The sequence below is a fragment of the Streptomyces sp. NBC_01669 genome (assembly GCF_026339735.1).
GTDB classification, from domain to species: Bacteria; Actinomycetota; Actinomycetes; order Streptomycetales; family Streptomycetaceae; genus Streptomyces; species Streptomyces yanii.
This window is the reverse complement of record NZ_JAPEQG010000002.1, coordinates 701,740-719,833: the sequence shown is the minus strand read 5'-3', so window position 1 is coordinate 719,833 and position 18,094 is coordinate 701,740. Positions and strand designations below refer to the sequence as shown.

Here is an 18,094-nt window from a genome sequence, read left to right as displayed (position 1 = left end):
CACTGCCTCGATCCCGGCGCTCACACCACCTCACGCCTCTCCATATATCGACACATTTCCGAGACTCCCACGCTAGCGCGGGCGCTCGCTCGGTTCCCTTATCGTCACACTTCCAGACATACCACGCCAATGCATATTTCGCCCGATGAGATACCAGAGAAGCGATATCGCTACCCGTCGGCGAGCTCGTGCAAAATGGCGACCATCGCGCTGGCAGCAGGGGTGAGACCGCGCGAAGCCGCCAGTGTGATGCCGACGCTGTGGCTGGCCAGCTCCAGCGAGGGGCCGAGGCGCACGACGTCGGGAAGGCCTTCGTGGATGGAGTTCGAGAGCGCCGCGATGGAGTCGGTGGTAAGGACCAAGTGCCTGACTGCGAGGTACGACGTGGTTTCGACACGGTTGGCGGGCATCTCTATGCCGCGGGTGCTGAAGAACTGCTCGAGCTCGCCGCGCAGACGTGCCTCCGCATCGGGCAGGATCCACGGATAGGCGGAGAGCTCTGCAGGGTCGATTGTCTCGCGCCCGGCGAGCGGATGCTCCTTGCGGACCACAAGCGATACACCCTCGTCATGCAGTCGGCGCCGGATGAAATGCTCGTCGGTCGGCTGGGTCAGACGGCCCACGACAAGGTCGAGACGTCCGGACTCCAGCTCTGATAGCAGGCGGAGCGGCAGCGCCTCGTACAGCTGGACGGTCAGCAACGGGTGCCTGGACTTCAACATGGCCACTGCCCGTGGGACCAGGGCGTTCGATCCTGTGAGGTGAATCCCGATCGCGACGGTCCCGTGCTCGGCATTTCGAAGCTGGGCCATGTGCTTTCCGGCTTGGCGGACCTGAGACACGACAGCGCGAGCGTGCGCCGCGAACGCCTCGCTGAAGGGCGTCGGTGACAGGCCTCTTGGATGCCGGTCGAACAGCGGGACTCCCAGCAGCTCTTCCAGCTCACGGAGCGTGCGGGTCGCCGCGGGCTGGGTGATGTGGAGTTCGTCGGCGGCAGCGACCAGGGTGCCTCGGCGGATGATTGCATCCACCAGGAGCAGGTGCCGGAACTTCAGACGTCCGTCGAGGAGATCGGGTGTCTTCATGGCGCCATCCATACCGTTTCGTATATGCCACTGATCGATATCAGCTTTAGTTCAGCATAACGCTAGGTCACGGGCGTGGGCTGCCGGGCTGTCCGGGCACAAGAACGTCGGCAACTCGATCTGGTGGCCGCCACAGCGGCGGCCACCAGGCCAAGCCAACGGCAGAAAAAGGGTGCCGTCGCCTTGATGATTGAAACGCGCTTCCTCATCACGGGTTGCTCGCGGCGACGGGCGTGCAGCGCCTCGGCCGCGCGGACAGGCGCTGCCAGCTAGAGAGTCCGACCTTCGCGGCAGGCCGGCATCGTGAATCTCCGGTCCGCCAGCGCGTTCACCGCCTCCACTGAGGACCGATCCGGCGGAGCAGACGCGGATGCGTGTGATGACGTTCATCCAGGACCGGCTTTCGGATCCCGGCCTGACGCATGCCACCGTCGCTGCCGAGCACAACGTTTCTCCTCGGACCCTGGATCGGCTATTTTCCGCCGAGCCATTCACTGTCGTCGGATACATCAGACTGTGAGGCTGGAAGCGGTCCGCCGTGAGCTGGAGGACGCTGGCTCCGCACACTCGACTATCTCTGAGATTGCCGCACGCTGGGGTTTCCAAGATTCGGCACATTTCGCGAGGCTCATCCGAGAGACCTACGGATTGAGCGCGTCGCAGCTGCGTTCCCAGACGGCAACGGAGCAGTCGACGCGCTAATCCAAGGGCGCGGAAATCGGTTTCACAGAGCCCAGTAGATCTTGGACTTCACCTGTTTTCGAGAGTGACGTCCACGCTGGTCTCTTCGCCGGAATCCCGGAATTCAGTCTTCCCGACGTGCGGGTGGGAAATTAGCCGCACCGCGACCAGGGAGATTGCAGCAATTCCGGTCATGTAGAGGGCGATAGCGTTGCTGGACCCGAAGGTGTCGTACAGGCTGGTCGCGATCAACGGGGCGAAGGCACCACCGCCGACGGCGCCAATCTGGTAGCCCACAGAAACGCCTGAGTAGCGCACCTTCTGCCCGAACATCTCGGAGAACAAGGCGGGGGCCGGTCCGTATGTGAAGCTGAAGAAGATCTGAGCGACGATCAGCGCGATCGCGGCAAGGACGAATTGCCCAGTGTTGATCAACCAGAACATGGGGAACACCCACAGCCCAAGCCCGATCCCACCGATGAAATACGTCTTGCGCCGGCCTATGCGGTCCGACAGTAGAGCCGCGGCAGGGATGGTGAAAATCGACACGGCTGCGGAGATGATGACGGCCGTCAAGATCCTATTTTTCGGGAAGCCGAGATCATTGGCGAAGTAGGTGAGTACATAGACCGCGAGCAGGTAGTAGGCAGCTGCGTTGAGCAGCGTTGCTCCGGCCGCCAGCAACGTCTCCTTCCAGTGATCCCGCATCAATTCGAGCAGAGGCATTCGCTCGGGCCGCTCGTCTTGTTCTGAGTCCACACCCTCGAGTCGCGATTGGGTGAAGATACCGATGCCAACGAGCAGCAGGCTCAGCAGAAATGGCACACGCCAGCCCCAGGACAGGAAGGCCTGCTCGGACGTAGCGGCGGACAGGATCAGGAAGACAACGGTGGACGCGATCAGGGCGAGCGGGACACCGATCTGCGCGAAACTCCCATAGAACCCGCGCCGGTTCGCTGGTGCGGACTCGGTCACGATCAGGACCGCACCACCCCACTGCCCGCCGAGCGCGAGTCCTTGAATCAGACGCATGAGCACCAGCAGCACGGGCGCCAACGCCCCGACGGATGCGTAGGTTGGCAGGACTCCAATCGCCACGGTTGTCACGCCCATCAGGGTCATCGCCGTGACAAGCGCCGGCTTGCGTCCATAGCGGTCCCCGAAGTGCCCGAACAGGGCCGCGCCCAGCGGGCGGACCAGGAAGCCGACGGCGAAGGTACTGAGAGACAACAGTGTCCCCGCCGAGTCGCTGAAGTCCGGAAAGAAGAGCCTGTTGAGGACCAAGGCCGAGGCGGTGGCATAGATGAAGAAGTCAAACCACTCGATCGCCGATCCGGCGACGGCGATGGCGACCTTCTTCCTCATCCCGGTCTCTCTTCGCTTACGGTGGTACATCGTCGGCTCCTCAATCCTTTGCGTTGGTGCCTGGCCTACGCGATCCGAGTGGGTGAGGAAATGCGGGCGCGGGCAGCGGTAAATGAAGCTTGGGTTTTTAGGTGAGGCCGGTGGTGAATCACTTCCTGCGATGCCGACCCGGGCTGCGGCGGCCGGCGCTGCGGTGACGACCTGTACTCAGGTGGCTTACGGGGACTCAGGCCTTGATCAAGACCTGAAGTTCCGCCAGGATCGCCCGCAGAATCTGTGCGGAGGCTGAATCCTCGGCCAGGCCGCTTTCAAGCTGTACGTGGGCCGTCGGTAGGAGGAACTCCGGCTGACGGACGACCGCCGCGTCGACCTTATGGAGAATCTGCCGCAGCGTCAGCTGGGCCCGGACACTCCCCAGGGGTCCCTGCGACGCGCCGATGATGGCCGTGGGCTTGCCCGCGAGCGGTAGGGGTGCCCCGTCATAGGCGCGAGACAGCCAGTCGATCGCATTCTTCAGGGCGCCGGGGATCGAGGCGCTGTACTCCGGTGTTGCGATCAGTATTCCGTCGGCGTTCTGAACGCGGGAACGCAGATCCTGCACTGTCTGAGGCGCAGGGAACTCCTGATCCTCGTTGAAGTGGGGAAGGTTGGCGAGCCCGTCGAACACGTCGAACTTGATGTTGCCAGGCGCTAGTTTCTGCACCTCATCCAGCAAGCGTGAGTTGAGCGAGGCGCTTCGCAGGCTGCCGGAGACGGCAAAGACAGTCGAAGCTGCTTCGTGGGTCGTCATGATTCACTCCTCTCCGGTCCGGGTCGCCCAAAGTTCGGGAAACGGCATCTGTTGAAGGGTCGGCAGGAGCCAAGCGGTCCCGCTGGTCCCGAAATAGGCAGGCCTCGCGCCGAGGGTGCGCGAGGTTGTGAGGTAGTGCAGGTTCCTGTACTCGGCCAGACCTTCAGCGACCGCGATAAAGGAATGCGCCAGGTTGAACAGGTCAGCGTGTTCCGGCTTGCCTGAGAGAAAGATGGTCGTCCAGAACGTGACCACGGCAGGGTCGAGCCCGTCCTCGGCATTCCCATCCGGTGCGGCCTTCTTCTCGGGAAGGTCGTGTCCCCGGCGGCGGGCCATTGCGAGGGCATCCTCGTAGACACTTGGCGCCTGGTACGCCTCCTGGAGCTCGGCGTACTGCTCCGGCATACCCCGCACTTCCTCCGCCAGGTCGGCGTCTTTGAGACCGAGGCGGAACAACAACTGGCGGTACTTCCAGGACTGGAGCGACGAGGACCGTCCGTGGACGCTTGTCATGCCTTGCTTGATGGCCTGAAAGTCGGCAGGCAACATCCATGACAAGGACGTCCAGGACGCGTTCAGCCCCGCGAAGTGGGACGCGGCCCGCCGCAGTGCGGCTGTCGCGTCGAAGGCGCGGTTCGCGCGCAGATGTCCCGCGGCGGCGTCGATGTCGTGCGTGATCAGGGCGAAGTACAACTCCTGAACCTGGCAGACAACCAGGAACGACCGCTCCCCCTCGTCCTCCGTGACCTGCACTTGGAGCGCGTGCAGCACATCCGTCTTGAGGTACTCGTTGTAGGCGGTTCCTCCCATTGAGCTCTCCAGTGGGCGCGCGGCGGGTGATTGATTCAGCCATCGTGAGGGCTGCGCGCCATGCTGCACCAATGCTGATACGCGCCAGCGGTATGCCTAAAGCGATATATCTGGGCTAGGAGGGCCGGCTTGCTCGCCCCGCCGACGAGTTGTCCATCGCTCACCCCGCCGTGACCCGTTCCCAAAGGGAACTTGAGGAGTCGCTGGGGGCGCATCTGCGGCCGGCGCGGTCTGTTGTCGACGCCTTTCAGCGCGGCTTTCGTTGCGCGTGCGCCAGCTGCGAAGATCAATGCAGTCTGGGCGGCAGACCGGGCGGTGGCGAGCCCGGCATGGGGCAAGAGGAGGGCGACAGCTCACCGGATTCGACGTGGGGCAGGGCCGTGCGCCGCGGCGCGCTGTGCCATCGAGGTCCTCGAGAGGCCGGCCGACTACCCTCACGCAATGGCTGAAAGAACACAGCAGGCGGATAGCAGCGGGGCATCGCGCAGAAAGGCGAGGAGGACGTCACCGGTGACGGCAGACCCGCGCGGCTCCGAGCCACAGAGAACCCCGCCCGCTGATCGCGTCCCTTGAAGTGGTGTAGCCGGGCGTGGTCGCGGAACGCACGGGTTTCTGCCCGGGGCGTGCATCTGCTGGCGGTGCATGCTCCCTGAGCAAGGGCAGGCCATCGCGCAAGTCTCCTTGGTGAACGGGCAGTTCAACCGGAGGAGCACGCGATGGCCTTGTCCCAGTCTGAGCTGATGCGGCTGCTTGAGTCACTACGTCGGGCCGACGGAGTTGAAGCAATCAGGGTGGTGTGCGAGCGCATACTGCAGGAGCTGATCGAGGCCGAGGCCACCGAGGTGATCGGTGCCGCGCCGCGCGAGCACTCCGAGACGCGCACGACCTGGCGCAATGGACACCGGGACAGGCTGCTGACCACGCAGGCCGGCGACCTGGACCTGAAGATCCCGAAGGTGCGCAGCGGGTCATTCTTCCCGTCGCTGCTGGAACGCCGGCGGCGGATCGACCGGGCGCTGTTCGCCGTGGTGATGGAGGCATACGTGCACGGGGTCTCGACCCGCTCGGTCGATGACCTTGTCAAAGCACTCGGTGCGGACAGCGGGATCTCCAAGTCCGAAGTCTCCCGCATCTGCGGCGAACTGGACGAGGAACTGACCGCGTTCAAGGAACGGCCGCTGGACCACACCGTCTTCCCCTACGTCTTCCTGGACGCCACCTACTGCAAGGCGAGGGTGAATCACCGGATCATCTCCCAGGCCGTGGTCATCGCCACCGGGATCTCCGCCACCGGGCACCGCGAGATCCTCGGGCTGATGGTCGGCGACAGTGAATCGAAGCCGTTTTGGACGAGATTCCTGCGCTCGCTGCGGGCCCGCGGCCTGGAGAACGTCCAGCTGGTCATCTCCGACAGCCACAGCGGCCTGGTGGCCGCGATCCGCACCGTTTTCCTCGGCGCGGCCTGGCAAAGGTGCCGGGTTCACTTCGTCCGGGACGTGTTTTCGGTGATCGAGAGGGGCTCCGGGGAGATGGTCGCCGCCACCATCCGCACCATCTTCGCCCAGATCACCGGCGAGCAGGTGCGCACCCAGCTCAACGTGGTCGCCGACATGCTCGGACGGCAGTTCCCGCAGGTCAAGATGATGCTGCTGGACGCGGCCACAGACATCACCGCGTTCGCCGACTTCCCACCGGCGCACTGGAAGAAGATCTGGTCGACCAACCCGCTGGAGCGGCTGAACCGGGAGATCAAACGGCGGGCCGACGTCGTCCAGGTCTTCCCCAACCCCGCCGCCCTGGACCGGCTCGCCGCCGCGGTCCTGGCCGAACTGCACGACGAGTGGCAGGTCTTCGACCGCCGCTACCTCTCCGAAGCCTCCATGGCCGAACTCTTCACCACCAAGCCAACCGAACCCGAACCGCAGATCACCCCACAACCGGAACCGAAACAGCTGCCGTGACTACACCACCCCGCGGGACATGACCTGCCCGCTGCCGGAGCGGCGCGGCTCGCGCCGGTACAGCGGTGCATGCACTGATGCACTCGGACGGTGCCACCGCCACAGAGAGCAGCGGACCGAGGTCTCATCGTCTGCCGCGATAGGCGAGCGCAGCCGGGCCACCGCGTCCAGCCCCGTCGGACCCCACGCGGCAGCTGCACGCGTTCCCGCGGACCCATGAGCCTGGCTGCACGCATGAAATCTGCAGGCAACAGACGGCCATCGGGGACTCAACATCCTCGGGACCAAACAGGCCCTATCGCCGACTTCTGTCCGCAGGGCGTGGGCCGTCTCGGGCGAGTGACGGTTGTCCGGCGATCGCGGACTCCCTGCCGCGGTTGCATTGGCTAATTGGGGCTCGTGCGACGGTGGCGATCACTCGATCGTCGTCGGCGAGGTCGTAGTCCCTCGCCCCATGTCATCCGGCGATGTCCAGGCAGATGTCGACGATCATGTCCTCCTGCCCGCCGACAAGCCGACGCCGCCCCACCTCCGTGAGGATGTCGCGTGCATCGACCTTGTATTGCGATGCCGCGCGCTCGGCGTGGCGCAGGAAGCTTGAGTAGACCCCCGCGTAGCCGAGTGTCAGTGTCTCGCGGTCGACCTGGACAGGCCGGTCCATGAGAGGGCGCACCAGATCGTCCGCTGCGTCCTCCAGCAGGGCCAGGTCGCAGCGGTGAGTCCACCCCTCGATGTTGGCCACAGCGATGAACGGCTCGATCGGACAGTTACCGGCACCGGCGCCCAGTCCGGCAAGCGAGGCATCGACCCGGGTCACGCCCTCCTCGACGGCGACGACGCTGTTGGCTACAGACAGCGAAAGGTTCTGGTGCGCGTGAATGCCGATCTCGGTGGCGGGATCGAGCACCGCGCGGTAGGCGCGTACACGCTCGACGGCGCCCTTCATCGTCAAGTGGCCGCCAGAGTCAGTGACATAGACGCAGTGGGCACCGTACGACTCCATGAGCACGGCTTGCTCGGCAAGCTTCTTAGCCGGAGCCATATGACTCATCATCAGGAAGCCCGACACGTCCATCCCGAGTTCGCGAGCGTAGGCGATGTGCTGCGCCGCCACGTCGGCTTCGGTGCAATGGGTCGCAACCCGGACTGATCGGACCCCCAGCTCGTATGCCCGCTTCAGCTCGTGGATCGTGCCAATGCCGGGCAGCAGCAGGGTGGTGAGGCGGGCGTTGCGTACCGTCTCGGCAGCTGCCTCAAGCCATGCCCAGTCGGTGTGGCTGCCCGGGCCGTAGTTGAGCGACCCTCCGGCGAGCCCGTCCCCATGGGAGACCTCGATGGCGTCGACGCCCGCTGCATCGAGCGCCGCCACGACACAGCGCACATCCGAGGGCTCGATACGATGCCGGATTGCATGCATTCCATCACGCAATGTGACGTCCTGAACAAAGATCTCGGTCATCGTGCGACCTCCGTGGTCTTGATGCGGGTGGCGAGGGACTCCCCAACGCGGAGCGCGGCGGAGGTCATGATGTCGAGGTTCCCTGCATAGGCAGGCAGATAGTGGGCGGCACCCTCCACTTCGAGGAATACCGTGACTTGGTGAGTGACGGGGCTGGACCCCTCAGGCAGCAGGGTGTGCACGGGCTCGTCGGGAGCCAGCTCGCGGAACTGCACATTCTGCTTGAGCCGATAGCCCGGCACGTACGCGGCGACTTGTTCGACCATTGCGACGACCGATTCACGGATCGCGTCGTGATCGCACTTCCCGATCAGGGCGAGCACGGTGTCGCGCATGATGAGCGGCGGCTCCGCCGGGTTGAGGATGATGATCGCCTTGCCGCGGCCGGCTCCACCGACAGCTTCGATCGCCGCCGACGTGGTCTCGGTGAACTCGTCGATGTTCGCGCGTGTGCCTGGTCCAGCCGAACGGGAGGCGATCGAGGCGACGATCTCGGCATACGGCACAGAGGTGACCTGAGAGATCGCCGCGACGATCGGGATCGTGGCCTGACCGCCGCACGTGACCATGTTGACGTTGGAGGCCTCGAGGTGTTCGGCGAGGTTGACGGCCGGAACGACGTACGGCCCGATGGCCGCGGGGGTCAGATCCACCAAGCGCTTGCCGTACGGTTCGAGCTTCGCGGCGTTCGCTTCGTGAGCCTTCGCCGACGTCGCATCGAAGACGATCGCGATCTCATCGAAGTCGTCTTTCGCGATGAGTCCGTCAACGCCGTCGGCGATCGCGGGGACGCCGAGGCGCGTTGCACGGGCCAGGCCATCCGATGCGGGGTCGATGCCGACCAGGGCACCCATTTCGAGCGTCTCGGAGAGACGGAGGATCTTGATCATGAGATCCGTGCCGATGTTGCCTGAGCCGATGATGGCCACCTTGGTTCGTGTCATGGCGTCCACTGTGGGAGCCGGGACGCTGACGGTGCCAGCATCGCGCTCCGGTGAGCGGAACTGTCAGCGCTGGACGTCGCGACGGGCGAGTGTGGCCTGGACGCCGGCAGCGGCGGCGCGTACCCGGTCGGCGTGCCTGCCGGGATCGAAGCGTGTGACGGGGCCGGTGACACTGACTGCGGCTGTCGCCGCACCCTCGGTATCGAGCACCGGGGCAGCGACGCACACGAGGCCGACCGCCGATTCCTCGTACTCGAAGGAGAACCCGTGTTCCCGGATACCTTCGAGCTGCCGGCGAAGCAGCCCGGGCGCGGTGACCGTGCGTGGTGCGCAGCGCTTGAGCGGCTGGGCCAGGTAGGCCTGGATGACGTCGTCAGAAGCGTGCGCCAAGAGGGACTTACCGATCGCCGTGCAGTGCAGAGGAAGCCGTCCCCCCACGCGTGACGGCGCCGTCGCTTGTTGGTGACCGCCGATCTTGGCAATGTAGACGACCTCGAAGCCCTCGCGCGCCCCGAGGTGCACAGTCTCGTGGGTGAGCTCGTACAGGTCCTCCATGAACGGCATCGCGACATCGGTCAGGCTTCGTTCGACCGAGGCGCGCATGCCGAGCTCGAAGAGGTGACTGCTGAGCCGGAAGCCCGTTTCGGTCCGATCGAGGAGCCGCGCCGCTACGAGGCTGTTCACGACCCGGTGCAGTGTGCCTTTTGCCAGTCCTGTCCGACGGCCGAGGGCTGCGAGGGTCAGGGTTCGGTCCTCGGGCCCGAACGAGTGGAGAACGTCCATGACCTTGGCCAGTACGGAGGCGGGGTCGAGTCCGTCGGTGCGTGTCACGTGGACTCGAAGTGGCGCAGTGGGCTCAGGCGGTGCTCGTCGAGCAGGCGGATGACGGCCTCAGCATCGCGCAGGCGGACAGCTTCAAGGATCGCTTTATGCTCGGCGTGGTTGGCCGACCGCTGGTGCTCATCGTTGAAGAACATCGCGCGGTAGGGGTCCGACTGGTCCCACGTAGAAGTGATGATGCGCAGGAGCAGGGACAGTCCGCAGGCGCCGTAAAGCAGGAAGTGGAACCTCCGGTCCTGCTCCACCATCGCGGCGACGTCGCCCCGCGCGTCGCTCTCCTCCATATCGGAGATCAGCTGTGCCATTTCATCTACTATCCGGTCCTCGATCAGTGGGAGTCCTCGCCGGACGGCCATAGCCTCGAGGGCCGAGCGGATGTCGCACAGCTCGATGAGCTCGTCGCGCTCCAGCCGAGCGACGAAGAACCCCCTATGCGGGATGTGCTCGACCTGCCCCTCGCTCTGCAGCGTCTTCAACGCTTCGCGAACAGGGATGACACTGGTCCCGAGTTCCGCCGCGACGGACTCCTGACGGATCTGGTCACCAGGAACAAGGCGCCCGGAGGCTAGCCATCGGCGTAGCTCGTTGAGGACGGCTCGTTGCGCTGTTGGGGGACGACTGTAGGTCTCGGCCATGGGGGCTCCCGGCGTATGCTCCCTAAATCGTACCCCAGATCTTATATAATCTAAGGTTTCCAACATCGACTATTTGGTGACCGGCGTATTCCCGGCCATCGACCGAACAAGAGCCCGCTGCTCGGCGCCGGCCATGACGCCGCCCGCATCGCCGACGCGCTCCGCAACAGCCCGCGCATCATCGTCGCCGGCGCCGAACCCGGCGACGACACCGTCCACTTCACCACTGATGATCTGCGGGTGTTTGGGAGTGGTGGATCGTCATCGTGTTGGGAGTGGAATGTCGGGGGTTTGAGCTGTGGGTCTTCCGTAGATGGGACTCTCATATGTTGACGATTCCGGACTCTTGTTTTTGACGGAGTGTCATGTCGGTTTGGTGGAGACTGCAACGGAGGGGCCGGTAACACGGCAGGTCGATCACCACCCCACCCTGTGGGGCTCGTAAAGTCATCGCTGCAGGTGAGCAGCGGTGTCCATGGTTGTCGGTGGTGGCTGGGACGCTGTCCGGATGATCGTGTCGCTGTTGTACCGTGCTGCTCGCACGATGCTGTCCATACCGGCTGTCCTGCTGCGCCGGGACACCGCCAAGGACGCCGAGTTGTTGGTGCTGAGGCATGAGAACACTGTCCTGCGCCGTCAGCTCAAGGGCCCGGTCCGCTACGAGTCGGCCGACCGGTTCTGGTTCTCCGCGCTGTCCTCGCTGATACCGCGGCGCCGCTGGGCCGGCGTCTTCCCCGTCACCCCCGGCACCGTGCTGGCCTGGCACCGCAAGCTGATCGCCAAGAAGTGGGACTACTCCGCCCGCCGCAGCCGCAAGGGCCGGCCCCCGACTGTGGCCGCGCTCAGGAAGCTGGTGCTGCGCCTGGCCGGCGAGAATCCCCGGTGGGGGCACCGAAGGATCCAGGGCGAACTGGCCCGGCTGGGCCATCCGATCGCATCGTCCACGGTCTGGGGGATCCTGAACGCCGCGGGCATCGACCCGGCTCCACGCCGGTCCGGCCCCGGCTGGCGCGAGTTCCTGACCACCCAAGCCCAAGGGATCATCGCGGCCGACTTCTTCCACATGGACACCATGCTCGGAAAGCGCCTGTACGCTATGGCGTTCCTGGAACACGGCACCCGCCAACTGCACATCACCGGCGTCACCGCCCGCCCCACGCGGGCCTGGGCGACGCAGCAGGCCCGCAATCTCGCCGACCAACTCGACACGCGCATGGAGTCCCTGCGCTTCGTGCTGCGCGACCGCGACGCCAAGTACGACCAGTCCTTCGACGCCGTCTTCGAAGCCGAGGACATGGAGGTGCTGCTCAGCTCGCCACGGGCGCCTCGGATGAACGCGCACTGCGAGCGGGTGATCGGCACCGTCCGCCGCGAGGCGCTCGACCACCTCTTGCTCATGAATGAGGCCCACGCCCGGCAAGTCCTTGCCGACTTCGAACGGCACTACAACACGCATCGACCTCACCGGGCCCGAGATCAACGGCCCCCTCACGCCTCCGGGCAGCCAGCCACCGTCCACGGCCTCGACGGCCGCAGACTCCTGCGCACCCGCATCCTCGGCGGCGCCATCAACGAGTACCGGTACGCCGCTTGACCTGCGCCGATGACTTTTCGAGCCCCACAGGGTGGACGCGGGCGTCCCCTACAGCCAGACCGACTACTGGACCGACAGCACCGGAACCTACCGGCAGGACTGCTCCGGCTTCGTCTCCCTGGCCTGGCACCTGCCCACCGGCCCGGCCGACAACTACGGCGCCACCACCTGGACGCTGCCCGGCTACGGGTATCCCGTCACCCACGACGAACTGCTGCCCGGCGACATCCTCGACGACGTGGACCAGCACGTCGTGCTCTTCGCCGGCTGGACGGACAGCACGCACGACCGCTTCTACCTCTTCGAAGAGGCCCGTCCCGGCACCACCGCGCGCCTCGCAGTCGGCTCCTACGACGCCTACGCCGCAGCGGGCTTCACGCCCTATCGCCACCAGGGCGTGGTCGAAGACCAGGCGCGCATCTCCACGCCGCACCCGGGCCCCGGTCCCATCGTCACCGACCCGCCGCTCCATCCCCGTCCGACCCCGGCCATCACCCCGCTCGCGCGCCCGCCGCGCCCCCGACCAGCCCTCCTTCCGGCCCATTTCCCCTACCCGACTCCCACTCCAACCTCGACCCCGATGCCGAACCCGACTCCCACTCCCACTCCGTCCCCCGTCCGCATCCCGACTCCGATTCCGACTCCGACTCCCACCCCAACCCCTACCCCTACCCCGGTCCCGGTCCCGGTCCCGGGCGAGACGACCAGCCCAACTTCCGATCCGGAACCTTCCGGATCCTCGACAACAGCCGAAGCCGAGCCCACAGCAACAGAAGGAACCACCCCCGATGCCCACTCCGCCGAGTAACACCGACGTCCGCAATGTGATCATCATCGGCTCCGGCCCAGCCGGCTGCACGGCCGCTCTCTACAGCGCCCGTGCCTCTCTGAAACCCCTGATCTTCGAGGGCGCGGTCTCCGCCGGCGGCGCGCTGATGAACACCACCGAGGTCGAGAACTTCCCCGGTTTCCGCGACGGCATCATGGGTCCGGACCTCATGGGCAACATGCGCGCCCAGGCCGCGCGGTTCGGCGCCGAGTTCGTCCCCGACGACACCGTCTCGGTCGACCTCACCGGCGACATCAAGACCGTCACCGACTCCGCCGGCACCGTGCACCGCGCCCACACCGTGATCGTCGCCACCGGCTCCCAGCACCGCAAGCTCGGCCTGCCCCGCGAGGACGAACTCTCTGGCCGCGGCGTCTCCTGGTGCGCCACCTGCGACGGCTTCTTCTTCCGCGAGCAGGACATCGCGGTCGTCGGCGGCGGCGACACTGCCCTGGAGGAGGCCACCTTCCTCTCCCGGTTCGCCCGCTCGGTCACCCTGGTCCACCGCCGCGACGCCCTGCGCGCCTCCAAGGCCATGCAGCAGCGCGCCTTCGCCGACGAGAAGATCAGCTTCGCCTGGAACAGCACCGTCGAGGCCATCCACGGCGACCCCAAGCTCTCCGGCCTTATCCTGCGCGACACCATCACCGGCGCCACCCGCGAGCTCCCGGTCACCGGCCTGTTCATCGCCATCGGCCACGACCCGCGCACCGAACTCTTCAAGGGCCAGCTCGACCTCGACGACAACGGCTACCTCACCGTCGACGCCCCCACCACCCGCACCAACCTCCCCGGCGTCTTCGCCGCAGGCGACGTCGTCGACCACACCTACCGCCAGGCCATCACCGCCGCCGGCACCGGCTGCTCCGCCGCCCTGGACGCCGAGCGCCACCTCGCCGCCCTCAGCAGCTCGTAGCGTTCCGACCCGTGAACCCCGCCCCTGGCTGCCCAGGGGCGGGGTCTGTACTCCGAGCTTTCGGTTGTGTGAGCGAGCTTCCCAACGGGTGCGCGGCGTCGTGGGCGCCGCGGCCGCCCTGCGTGTGACCGCAGCGGATCGAGGCCGCCCTCCTTGCGGCAGCTGTGCACCGGCCGACGGTTCCGTGGGGCGCCGCCCTGCGGCGGCCCACTCGGCGGTGCGGGCGGCCAGAGACGGGGCGGGTGCTCGCCGCAGCACACGGAACAAAATGTACGCACAATCACGATGGGGTCTTCGCAGGTGGCTTGCATGTCGGAGCCGTACAACCTAGCGTGAATGTACGTACATTAGGCTACGGGAGGGTTCTCTTGGTGACCAAGCAGCACCACCGGACCGTGATCATCGGCGGCGGGACCGCGGGTACTTCGGTCGCGGCGCGGCTCTGCCGTGCCAGTGAAAAGGACGTCGCAGTACTCGACCCGAGCCTTGACCACTACTACCAGCCATTGTGGACGCTGGTCGGCGGCGGACGAGCACCGCTGAAAGAGAGCGTCCGCCCCCAGGAGACCGTCATACCGAAGGGCGTGCGGTGGATCCGCCACGCCGCAGTCGCCGTCGACCCCGAAGCCCAGGAGGTGACGCTGGACGACGGCAGCACCGTCTCCTACGACCAGCTCGTGGTCTGCCCCGGCATCCAGCTGGACTGGGACCGCGTGCCGGGCCTGGAGGCCGGGCTTGGCAAGGACGGCCTGTCCAGTAACTACCTGCCGCACACCGCCCCCGCGACCTGGCGCTTCATCCGCGAGACCCGCTCGGGCAGTGCGGTGTTCAGCATGCCCACGGGCGCCATCAAGTGCGGCGGCGCCCCACAGAAGATTGCCTACCTCGCCGCCGACTACTGGCGCAAGCAGGGCGTCCTCGGCAGGATCGACATCCACCTCGTGATCCCTGGCGCCGCCATCTTCGGCGTTCCGGAGTTCGCGCGCGTGCTCGACGACGTGGTCCGCCGGTACGGCATCAAGGTCCACTACGGCAGCGAGGTCACCGAGGTGCGCCCCGAGGCCCGCGAGGTGGTCGTCACCAACCTGGGCACCGGAGGCAGGACGACCCTGCCGTACGACATGGCCCACCTCGTACCACCACAGAGCGCCCCGGACTGGATCAAGCACAGCCCACTCTCCGACGCTGACGACCCGGCCGGCTACGTCGAGATCGACAAGCACACGATGCGGCACGTCAGGTACCCCAATGTCTGGGCGCTCGGTGACGCCGGATCGTCCCCGAACTCCAAGACCGGCGCAGCCGTGCGCAAGCAGGCGCCCGTGCTCGTCGAGAACCTCCTCGCAACGATGAACGGCCGGGAACCCAGGGCCTCCTACAACGGCTACTCCTCGTGCCCGCTGACCACGGCCCGCAACAAGATGCTGCTCGCCGAGTTCGACTACAGCGGGCAGCCCGCGCCGTCGATCCCGGTGATCGACACCATCCGCGAACGCACCGACATGTGGTACCTCAAGCGGCGCGGCCTGCCGTTCCTCTACTGGAACCTCATGCTTCGCGGGCTCGCCTGACCCGACACCCGAAAGCCGTAAACGGCCCGGCCCCCCGCGACCGCCGCCATCAGGCGCCCGGCCGCCTTGCTGTCGCACCCTGGACCCGCGGCCGCACCGACACCCACCCACGCCCGGACCTGACTCGCCGGCACGCAACCACCACTCATCTTCAGGAGGCCGTTATGACAAACCACACCGGACCGCTGGTCTTCGTGCAGTTCTATCTCGACTGCCTCTCCCACGCCTCGTACCTCGTCGGCGACCGCACCACCGGCCGGGCCGTCGTGATCGACCCTCAGCGCGACGTCAAGGACTACATCGCCACCGCCGGGCGTCACGGCCTGACCATCGAGCGGGTCATCGAGACCCACATCCACGCGGACTTCCTCTCCGGTCACCTGGAGCTGGCCGAGCGCACCGGTGCCCGGATCTCCTACGGCTCCGCCGGTACGCTCGACTTCGACACGGACCCCCTGGACGACGGCGAGCACCTCAGCCTCGGCGACGTCGACCTGGAGATCCTGCACACACCTGGCCACACCCTCGAGTCGATCTGCGTCGTCGTACGCGAACACGCGGGTGACGCCGTCCCCTACGGTGTTCTCACCGGCGACACGCTGTTCATCGGCGACGTCGGCCGTCCCGACCTGCTCAGCGCCCGCGGCCGGTCCGCCGAGGAGATGGCCCGCGTCCTGTACCACTCCACCCGCGAGTGCCTGCTCACCCTCCCCGACGACACACGCGTCTACCCGGCGCACGGATCCGGCTCGGCCTGCGGCAAGAACCTCTCGACCGAGCTGAGCTGCACGATCGGCAACCAGCGCCGCAGCAACTACGCCCTGGCCGACATGACCGAGGACGAATTCGTCTCTGTCGTGACCCAAGACCAGCCCACCGCGCCCGCTTACTTCGCCTTCACATCCGTGCGCAACCGCCAAGCCCGTCCAGCCCTGGATGAGGATGCCCCCGTCCCCTCCCTGACCCCGGACGCCTTCATCAAGGCTCGGGCGGGCGGTGCCAGAGTTCTGGATACGCGGGACCCGGAGTCGTTCGCCTCCGCCCACGTGCCCGGAGCGGTCAACGTCCCCATCGGCGGTCGGTTCGCCGAGCTCGTCGGCGAGGTGCTCGATGCCCGGGACCGCATCATTCTGTGCGGCGATCCCGCCACTGCACGTGAGGCCCGCAACCGTCTCGCCCGCATCGGCTTCGACCGCGTCCTCGGCGCCCTGACCACCGCGGTCGAGACTGTCGGTACTGAGTACCTGACCGCCGTCGTGCGCGTGGAGGCCGACGTCCTCGCCGGCCGACTCGCCGAGGGCACGGGCGGCTTCGAGCTGGTGGACGTGCGCGGCCCGGGCGAGGTACGCGATAACGGCACCATCCCCGGCGCCCGCCTCATCCCGCTGCCCGAACTGATCGCCCGCCTGAGCGAACTGCCGACGGATCAGCCGCTGACCGTGATCTGCGCGAGCGGTAACCGCTCATCGGTGGCCGCGTCCGTGCTGCGCGCCCGCGGCTTCGAGACCACCGACCTGCGCGGCGGCTTCTCCGCATGGCACGGCGAGGTTGCGCATCCCGCCGACACGGCCCCGGGTGGCTTCCCGGCGTGAGTGTCCTGATCCTCGCTCTGCTCTGCGGAGCCATGGTCGGCCTGGCCCTTGGCGCGCTCGGCGGTGGCGGTGGGGTGCTCGCGGTACCGGCCCTGGTGTACCTCCTGGGCGTCACACCCGCCGACGCCGGGACCACCAGTCTGGTCGTCGTCACCGTCACATCCGTCACCGCTCTTGCCCGCCACTCCGGCACCGGCAACATATGCTGGCGCACCGGCGCGCTGTTCGCCGCGGCCGGTGTGGCACCCGCCATCGGAGCGTCCGTGCTCACGCACCGCATTCCGCAGGCCGTGCTGACCGCCGCGTTCGCCGCCCTGGCCGCTCTCGCCGCCGCGGCGATGCTGCGCGGTACCCGTATGGGGCACCGCACCCGTCGGGTTGCCGCGGCCGCGGCGGTTGCCCCGAAAGCCACCGCACCGGGGGCGGCCGTGGGGGCTGTCGTTTCCCGCTCCGGACGGCCCGGGTGCGCGGAGGCGACCGCCGCCCGGGCGGCACTACGAACGGCCGACGGGACGACCGCAGCCGCAAACGGCGGGGGCGGCCCCGCACCGGAAGACGCAGGTGGTGGCGACGCCGCCGACGCCCCCGGAGGGCCCGCCGACCGGGCCGGGCACCTGCGCACCGCCGCGGCCGGGGCCGGCCTCGGCGCGGTGACAGGGCTGCTGGGAGTCGGCGGCGGTTTCCTTGCCGTACCCGCCCTGATGTCCGTGCTCCGCCTGCCGATGCGAAGGGCCGTCGGCACCAGCCTCGTGGTCATCCTCATTAACTCGGTCGCGTCCCTCGCCACCCGCCTGGCGGCCGGAGGCACGTCCCTCGACCTCGCAGTCTTCGGCCCGTTCGTGGGCGCAGCCATCCTCGGCGCCTGGGACGGCAAGCGGCTGGCAGCCAAGCTCTCCGGCGCCGCCCTGCAGCGGGCCTTCGCCACCCTGCTGCTCGCGATGGCCGTGTTCATGCTCATCGACGTCTTCGTCTAAAGGTTCCTGCATGACCGCTGGCCGGTGCACCCCGCCCCGGGTGACGGC

Annotated in this window: 17 protein-coding genes; 8 read left to right on the top strand and 9 right to left on the bottom strand. The window is 66.9% G+C overall.

What is annotated here, in order from left to right:
• Nucleotides 1-170: 170 nt before the first annotated feature.
• Complete coding sequence (locus tag OG972_RS44235) at nucleotides 171-1,085, bottom strand: LysR substrate-binding domain-containing protein (protein ID WP_266992196.1); 915 nt, start codon at nucleotides 1,083-1,085, stop codon at nucleotides 171-173.
• Between the two features lie 303 nt (nucleotides 1,086-1,388).
• Between OG972_RS44235 and OG972_RS49730 the strand changes: the two genes are divergently transcribed.
• On the top strand, nucleotides 1,389-1,787 hold the full coding sequence (locus tag OG972_RS49730) for a helix-turn-helix domain-containing protein (RefSeq protein WP_353961662.1): 399 nt from the start codon (nucleotides 1,389-1,391) through the stop codon (nucleotides 1,785-1,787).
• Between the two features lie 48 nt (nucleotides 1,788-1,835).
• Here the strand turns inward: OG972_RS49730 and OG972_RS44230 are convergent, their stop codons facing one another.
• The 3 genes from OG972_RS44230 to OG972_RS44220 form a co-directional block, all read right to left on the bottom strand.
• On the bottom strand, nucleotides 1,836-3,131 hold the full coding sequence (locus OG972_RS44230; protein ID WP_266992195.1) for an MFS transporter: 1,296 nt from the start codon (nucleotides 3,129-3,131) through the stop codon (nucleotides 1,836-1,838).
• Nucleotides 3,132-3,357: 226 nt separating this feature from the next.
• The gene (locus OG972_RS44225; RefSeq protein WP_266992194.1) at nucleotides 3,358-3,921 is read right to left on the bottom strand and encodes an NADPH-dependent FMN reductase; all 564 of its coding nucleotides are present in this window, start codon (nucleotides 3,919-3,921) and stop codon (nucleotides 3,358-3,360) included.
• A 3-nt stretch (nucleotides 3,922-3,924) separates the two neighbouring features.
• Nucleotides 3,925-4,731: a tryptophan 2,3-dioxygenase family protein gene (locus OG972_RS44220; protein WP_266992193.1), complete on the bottom strand. Its 807-nt coding sequence runs from the start codon at nucleotides 4,729-4,731 to the stop codon at nucleotides 3,925-3,927.
• 716 nt (nucleotides 4,732-5,447) lie between these two features.
• On the opposite strand from OG972_RS44220, the gene OG972_RS44215 reads away from it, so the two are divergent.
• Nucleotides 5,448-6,692 carry an IS256 family transposase gene (locus OG972_RS44215; protein WP_266992192.1) on the top strand — a complete coding sequence of 415 codons (1,245 nt, stop codon included), beginning with the start codon at nucleotides 5,448-5,450 and terminating at the stop codon, nucleotides 6,690-6,692.
• A gap of 457 nt (nucleotides 6,693-7,149) precedes the next feature.
• Here OG972_RS44215 and dmpG read toward each other — a convergent pair whose 3' ends face one another.
• The 5 genes from dmpG to OG972_RS44190 all read right to left on the bottom strand — a co-directional run bounded on the left by dmpG (nucleotide 7,150) and on the right by OG972_RS44190 (nucleotide 10,789).
• Entirely contained in the window at nucleotides 7,150-8,151 is a 1,002-nt protein-coding gene (gene dmpG, locus OG972_RS44210) for a 4-hydroxy-2-oxovalerate aldolase (RefSeq protein WP_266992191.1), read from the bottom strand.
• Nucleotides 8,148-9,095 carry an acetaldehyde dehydrogenase (acetylating) gene (locus OG972_RS44205; RefSeq protein WP_266992996.1) on the bottom strand — a complete coding sequence of 316 codons (948 nt, stop codon included), beginning with the start codon at nucleotides 9,093-9,095 and terminating at the stop codon, nucleotides 8,148-8,150. The genes dmpG and OG972_RS44205 overlap by 4 nt, the downstream gene beginning before the upstream one ends.
• A 63-nt stretch (nucleotides 9,096-9,158) precedes the next feature.
• A complete protein-coding gene (locus OG972_RS44200; protein ID WP_266992190.1) occupies nucleotides 9,159-9,926 on the bottom strand; it encodes an IclR family transcriptional regulator in 768 nt (255 codons plus the stop codon).
• Nucleotides 9,923-10,570, bottom strand: a complete 648-nt coding sequence (locus OG972_RS44195; protein ID WP_266992189.1) for a GntR family transcriptional regulator — start codon at nucleotides 10,568-10,570, stop codon at nucleotides 9,923-9,925. Before OG972_RS44195 ends, OG972_RS44200 begins: the two co-directional genes overlap by 4 nt.
• A gap of 69 nt (nucleotides 10,571-10,639) precedes the next feature.
• The gene (locus OG972_RS44190; RefSeq protein WP_266992188.1) at nucleotides 10,640-10,789 is read right to left on the bottom strand and encodes a hypothetical protein; all 150 of its coding nucleotides are present in this window, start codon (nucleotides 10,787-10,789) and stop codon (nucleotides 10,640-10,642) included.
• A 289-nt stretch (nucleotides 10,790-11,078) separates the two neighbouring features.
• Between OG972_RS44190 and OG972_RS44185 the strand changes: the two genes are divergently transcribed.
• From OG972_RS44185 to OG972_RS44160, 6 genes are all read left to right on the top strand, one after another.
• Nucleotides 11,079-12,164: an integrase core domain-containing protein gene (locus tag OG972_RS44185; RefSeq protein ID WP_266992994.1), complete on the top strand. Its 1,086-nt coding sequence runs from the start codon at nucleotides 11,079-11,081 to the stop codon at nucleotides 12,162-12,164.
• A 31-nt stretch (nucleotides 12,165-12,195) separates the two neighbouring features.
• Entirely contained in the window at nucleotides 12,196-12,972 is a 777-nt protein-coding gene (locus OG972_RS44180) for a hypothetical protein (protein WP_266992186.1), read from the top strand.
• On the top strand, nucleotides 12,953-13,909 hold the full coding sequence (trxB, locus tag OG972_RS44175; RefSeq protein ID WP_266992184.1) for a thioredoxin-disulfide reductase: 957 nt from the start codon (nucleotides 12,953-12,955) through the stop codon (nucleotides 13,907-13,909). The genes OG972_RS44180 and trxB overlap by 20 nt, the downstream gene beginning before the upstream one ends.
• 368 nt (nucleotides 13,910-14,277) lie before the next feature.
• Entirely contained in the window at nucleotides 14,278-15,480 is a 1,203-nt protein-coding gene (locus tag OG972_RS44170) for an FAD/NAD(P)-binding oxidoreductase (RefSeq protein WP_266992182.1), read from the top strand.
• Nucleotides 15,481-15,644: 164 nt separating this feature from the next.
• Nucleotides 15,645-17,072, top strand: coding sequence for a rhodanese-like domain-containing protein (locus tag OG972_RS44165; protein ID WP_266992180.1), 1,428 nt, complete (start codon nucleotides 15,645-15,647; stop codon nucleotides 17,070-17,072).
• Nucleotides 17,069-18,046: a sulfite exporter TauE/SafE family protein gene (locus tag OG972_RS44160; protein WP_266992178.1), complete on the top strand. Its 978-nt coding sequence runs from the start codon at nucleotides 17,069-17,071 to the stop codon at nucleotides 18,044-18,046. The genes OG972_RS44165 and OG972_RS44160 overlap by 4 nt, the downstream gene beginning before the upstream one ends.
• The last annotated feature ends 48 nt before the right edge of the window (nucleotides 18,047-18,094 follow it).